Raw genomic sequence first — 5375 nt, 5'->3', positions numbered from 1 at the left:
ACTACAACGACATCGAGATGCTCCGCTTCGCCGGCACCGGGGTTATCATGGGAAATGCCGCCGACGAGCTGAAGCAGGCCGGCTGGGCCGTCACCCTGCCCAACGACCAGGCCGGCGTCGCGGCCGCAGTAGAGAGATTTGTTGATTTGTAGATTTATTGATTTATTGATTGTCCCCGCCGCTGTGCGCTCCTCCCGCAAGGCCGGCAGCCCGGCCAATCAATAAATGAAGAAATGAAGAAATCAACAAATCTCGCCGTGCTGGCGCTCCTCCTGGGACTGTCTCTCTCCGCCTTCGCCGGCGACTTGGCCCGCCTGAAGAACGGCTTCACCCTGCGCTACCAGCACAAGGAGGTCCGCGGCGCCGTCATCCGCCTCTACCTGGACGCGGGCGACGCCAATTTCGTCGACGTCCCCAGCGACCAGGTCGCGGGCTTCGAACATGAAGACGATCCGCCGCCGGCGGAGGCCGCGCCCGCCGCCACGGCCGATCCCGGCTCCATTCAACAGGCGATCGCCGACGCCAGCCGCCAGCAGCAGGTGGACCCCGACTTCATCCACAGCGTGATCCGCGCCGAGAGCGGCTACAACCCCCGCGCCGTCTCCCCCAAGGGCGCGCAAGGGCTGATGCAGCTGATGCCCAGCACCGCCGCCCAGCTCGGCGTGCTCCACCCCTTCGACCCCGCCGCCAACGTGCAGGGCGGCACCGCCTACCTGCGCCAGTTGCTCCAGCAGTACCACGGCGACCCGGTCAAGGCGCTGGCCGCCTACAACGCCGGACCGGAGCGCGTGGCCCGCTACCGCGGCCTCCCGCCCTTCCCCGAGACCCAGGCCTACGTCGCCCGCGTCCTCCGCGACTTCAACCGCAAGAAGGCCGCGCAGCAGAAGGCGGCAGCGAAGTCGACGACGAGCAAGGCAACGGAGACAAAGCCCTGAGTACAGGTTTCAAGGTCTCAGAGTTTCAAGGTTTCAAAGACGTAGGTCTATGCTCGCCCCGGCCTACTTTGAAACATTGAAACCTTGAAACCTTCCTGCGTTGACCATTCCCCCCGCCTCGTTTACTGTGGCAGTTCCGTCCCCGGCATTCCCCGGACATGAAGAAGAGGCGCATCCTCATCCCGGCGGTGACCCTCGCCATCCTGGTGGGCCTGGCCTACCTGGAGTTCCGCACCTGGAAGCGCTTCGACTGGGCCGTCTTCCGGGAGCAGCTCGGGCAGGTGCGGGTGCTGCCGGTGCTGAGCGCGGTCGCGCTGATCTGGGTGGTCTACTACCTGCGGGCGCTGCGCTGGCGCACCTTGCTGCCGCCCTCCGTCCGGGCCTCGGCGTGGGCGCTCACCCCGCCCACGGTCATCGGCTTCACCGGGCTGGCGCTCTTCGGACGTCCCGGCGAACTCATCCGTCCCTACCTGATCGCCCGCCGCCAGAACCTGACCTTCTCCTCGCAGCTCGCGGTGTGGGCGGTGGAGCGCATCTTCGATACCGCCGCCGTGGTGGTCATGCTGGCTCTCACCCTGTTCGTCTTTCCGCGGCAACTGCACGCCATGCCTTACTTTCACAGCCTGCACCCCGGCGCCCTGCGCCGCATGCGCTGGGGAGGGATCCTGCTGATGCTGCTGACGGGAGGGCTGGCCCTGGGCGCCGCCGCCCTGCTCCGCCACAGCTCGAGCGTGGCCGCCTGGGTGGAGCGCACCCTGGGACGCCTCTCGCCGGCGCTCGGCCGCCACGCCGCCGGCCGCGTGCGCGCCTTCGGCGAAGGCCTCAACACCCTGCACAGCGTCGCCGACTTCCTGTTGGTGAGTGGGCTCTCGCTGCTGATCTGGCTGTGCGTGGCCGGCTCCTACCTGCAGGTCACGCACGCTTTTTCCGAGTCGCAGATCCTGCAGTCGCTGACCCTGACCCAGGTGCTGCTGCTGATGGGCGCCAGCATGGTGGGCGCGGTGCTGCAGTTGCCCGCCGTGGGCGGCGGCTCGCAATTGGCGGTCATCACCATGCTCAAGGGCGTCTTCGGCGTGCGCCCGGAACTGGCGGTGAGCTGCGGCATCCTGCTCTGGCTGGTGACCTTCTGGTCCATCACCCCTGTGGGCCTGATCCTGGCGCGCTACGAGCACCTCTCGCTCAGCCGCCTCAAGCAGGAAGGCGAGGAGCAGGAAGAGGGCGCCGGCTGAGCCCGGCGTCCTCGGTCCACGCTTTGGTTCCGGCACGGGGCCGGACGCGCCCGGCCTGATAGAATCACCCGGGGGAAATGCGCCGGCGATGAAGTGCCCATTCTGCGGTTTCATCAACGACAAGGTGGTGGACTCGCGCGAGAGTAAGGAAGCCGACTCCATCCGCCGCCGCCGCGAGTGCCTGAAGTGCCGCAAGCGCTTCACCACCTACGAGCGCATCGACGAGATCCCCTACATGGTGGTCAAGAAGGACGGCCGCCGCGAGAAGTTCGACCGCCAGAAGGTGCTCAACGGCCTGCTGCGCGCCTGCGAGAAGCGTCCCGTCGCCATCGGCAAGCTGGAGCAGATCGTGAACGAGGCCGAGGCCTTCGTCATCGATTCCCCCGAGCGCGAGCGCACCACCGCCGAGATCGGCGAGCTCATCATGAACCGCCTCAAGAAGCACGACAAGGTGGCCTACGTCCGCTTCGCCAGCGTCTACCTCGACTTCAAGGACGTGAAGGAGTTCATGGCGGAGCTGAAGGACCTGCTCGACACCAAGGAGCCGCGCCCGGCCAAGAGCCGCGCGGCCAAATCCTAGATGGCGCACAAGATCACCCTCATCCCCGGCGACGGCATCGGGCCCGAGGTCACCCACGCCGCCGTGCGCATCCTCGAGGCCACCGGCCTCCGCTTCGAGTGGGAGTCCTTCGCCGCCGGCGCCGAGGCCTACGAGAAGTACAAGGAATACATCCCCAAGGAACTCATCGACTCCATCGAGCGTACCCGCGTCGGCCTGAAAGGCCCGGTCACCACCCCCATCGGCGGCGGCTTCCCTTCCATCAACGTCGCCCTGCGCAAGAAGTTCGAGCTCTTCTCCAACTTCCGCCCCATCCGCAACCTGCCCGGCATCCCCACCCGCTATCCCGGCGTGGACCTGGCCATCGTGCGCGAGAACACCGAGGGCGAGTACAGCGGCATCGAGCACGAGGTCGTGCCCGGCGTGGTGGAGAGCCTGAAGATCATCACCGAGCGCGCCTCCACCCGCATCGCGCGCTGGGCCTTCGACTACGCCCGCCGCGAGGGCCGCAAGAAGATCTTCGCCATCCACAAGGCCAACATCATGAAGATGAGTGACGGCCTCTTCCTGCGCTGCGCCCGCGCCGTCGCCAAGGACTATCCCGAGATCACCTACGGCGAGCACATCGTCGACAACACCTGCATGCAACTGGTGATGAATCCCTACCAGTACGACGTGCTGCTCTTGGAGAACCTCTACGGCGACATCATCTCGGATCTATGCGCCGCCTTCGTGGGCGGGCTGGGGCTGGTGCCCGGCGCCAACCTGGGCACCGAGTGCGCCATCTTCGAGGCGGTGCACGGCTCCGCTCCCGACATCGCCGGACGCAACCTCGCCAACCCCACCGCCGTCATCCAGTCGGCGGTGCTCATGCTGCGCCACCTGGAGGAGCGCGCCGCCGCCGAGCGCGTCCAGGCCGCCCTGGAAGAGGTCTACCGCCACCGCAAGGACAAGCTCACCAGGGACGTGGGCGGCTCCGCCTCCACCTCCGAGTTCGCCGACGAAGTCATCGCCGCCATGGCCGGCGTCCCCGCTCCCGCCCCTCAGAGCGCCTGACCGTTCTCGCTCAGGGTGTCATCCCGAGCAGGCTTCAGCCTGCGAGGGATCTGCAGTCCGTTCCCGCGATCACCCGATCACCCGATGTCTTATACTAGGGCTCCTTCGGAGCACGACATGTTCGCCCCCACCCGCTCCTTCGACTCCCCCGGCGCCTGGCCCGCCCTGCCCTTCGCCTCCTGGAGGGACACCTGGGCCACCCTGCACATGTGGCTGCAGATGGTGGGCAAGGCGCGCCTGGCGCTCACCCCGCTGGTCAACCACTGGTGGAACGTCGCGCTCTACCTCACGCCGCGCGGGCTGACCACCTCCGCCATGCCCTGCGGCGAGCGCGCCCTGGAGATCGAGTTCGACTTCCTCGACCACCAGCTCCACCTGCGCGCGAGCAACGGCTCCGCCCGCGACCTGGCCCTGGCCCCGCGTTCGGTCGCCGACTTCTACCGCGAGTTCCTGGCCGCGTTGAAGTCTATGGGCGCGGAGGTCAAGATCTGGACCGTGCCGGTGGAGATCCCCGATCCCATCCCTTTCGACCGCGACACCGTCCACGCCGCCTACGACTCGCAGGCGGCCCACAACTTCTGGCGCATCCTGCTCTCCAGTGGAGCGGTGCTGGAGCAGTTCCGCGCCCGCTTCCTGGGCAAATGTAGCCCAGTGCACTTCTTCTGGGGAGGCTGCGACCTGGCGGTCACGCGCTTCAACGGCCGCCGCGCCCCCGAGCGCCAGGATGCCGACCCCATCCTGCGCAAGATCATGCGCGAGGCCTACTCTCACGAGGTGCTGAGCGCGGGCTGGTGGCCGGGCAGCCTGCAGTTCCCCGACCCCGCCTTCTACGCCTACGCCGCTCCCGAGCCCGCCGGCTTCGCGCAGCAGCCCGTGCGCCCGCGCCAGGCCGCCTACAACAAGGACCTGGGCGAGTTCATCCTTCTGTATGAGGACATGCGCCGCGCCGCCTCGCCCTCGGCCACACTCATGGAGTTCCTGGAGAGCACCTACGAGGCCGGCGCCAACCTCGGCCAGTGGGACCGCGCCGCCCTGGAGCGCCCGGCGGGCACGTCCGCCGCCTAGGAGGAGACATGGCCGGCGAGTGTCCCCATCTGGTCCGCCCCAAGATCACGCAAACCGCGACCCGCGTCTGCGAAGACTGCGTCAAGACCGGCGACACCTGGGTCCACCTGCGCCTGTGCATGGAGTGCGGCCATGTGGGCTGCTGCGACTCCTCCAAGAACAAGCATGCCACCAAGCACTTCCACCGCTCGAAGCACCCCGTCATCCGCTCCATCGAGCCCGGCGAGACTTGGACCTGGTGCTACCTGGACCAGGTCGAGGGCGAACTCGGGGAAAGCTAACCACAGAGGACGCGGAGGACACGGAGGAAGACCAATCAGCTTTCAGGGCGTCATCCTGAGGGGGCTTGAGCCCCCGAAGGACCTCGCGCGCAGCACCGATGCCCTTCGCTGCTCACACCCGGCCCGTTCGCGTGTGGGGGCCGATCAGCCGGCCAGGAGATCCCAGGCTTCCTTGTACTTCTCGAAGCGGCCGCCGCGGGTGGGCGGCCGGTGCGGAAAGACCACGATGGTCTTCCGCGCCGCCAGTGCG

General features: G+C 67.5%; 6 protein-coding genes. All 6 read left to right on the top strand.

Annotation, left to right across the window (positions count from 1 at the left end; genetic code table 11):
- Positions 1-233 precede the first annotated feature (233 nt).
- Positions 234-935, top strand: a complete 702-nt coding sequence (locus VEG08_02695) for a lytic transglycosylase domain-containing protein (GenBank protein ID HXZ26888.1) — start codon at positions 234-236, stop codon at positions 933-935.
- A 158-nt stretch (positions 936-1093) separates the two neighbouring features.
- Positions 1094-2164, top strand: coding sequence for a lysylphosphatidylglycerol synthase transmembrane domain-containing protein (locus VEG08_02690; GenBank protein HXZ26887.1), 1071 nt, complete (start codon positions 1094-1096; stop codon positions 2162-2164).
- A gap of 88 nt (positions 2165-2252) precedes the next feature.
- Entirely contained in the window at positions 2253-2744 is a 492-nt protein-coding gene (nrdR, locus tag VEG08_02685) for a transcriptional regulator NrdR (GenBank protein ID HXZ26886.1), read from the top strand.
- Entirely contained in the window at positions 2745-3779 is a 1035-nt protein-coding gene (locus tag VEG08_02680; GenBank protein HXZ26885.1) for an isocitrate/isopropylmalate family dehydrogenase, read from the top strand.
- Between the two features lie 117 nt (positions 3780-3896).
- Positions 3897-4844 (top strand): DUF5996 family protein, encoded by a 948-nt coding sequence (locus tag VEG08_02675; GenBank protein ID HXZ26884.1) that lies wholly within the window; start codon positions 3897-3899, stop codon positions 4842-4844.
- Between the two features lie 8 nt (positions 4845-4852).
- Positions 4853-5125: a UBP-type zinc finger domain-containing protein gene (locus tag VEG08_02670; protein HXZ26883.1), complete on the top strand. Its 273-nt coding sequence runs from the start codon at positions 4853-4855 to the stop codon at positions 5123-5125.
- The last annotated feature ends 250 nt before the right edge of the window (positions 5126-5375 follow it).

It is taken from the genome of Terriglobales bacterium, from assembly GCA_035624475.1.
Classification (GTDB): domain Bacteria; phylum Acidobacteriota; class Terriglobia; order Terriglobales; family Acidobacteriaceae; genus DASPRL01.
Note: the sequence above shows the minus strand (reverse complement) of the source record. Positions and strands in the feature narration are given on the sequence as shown.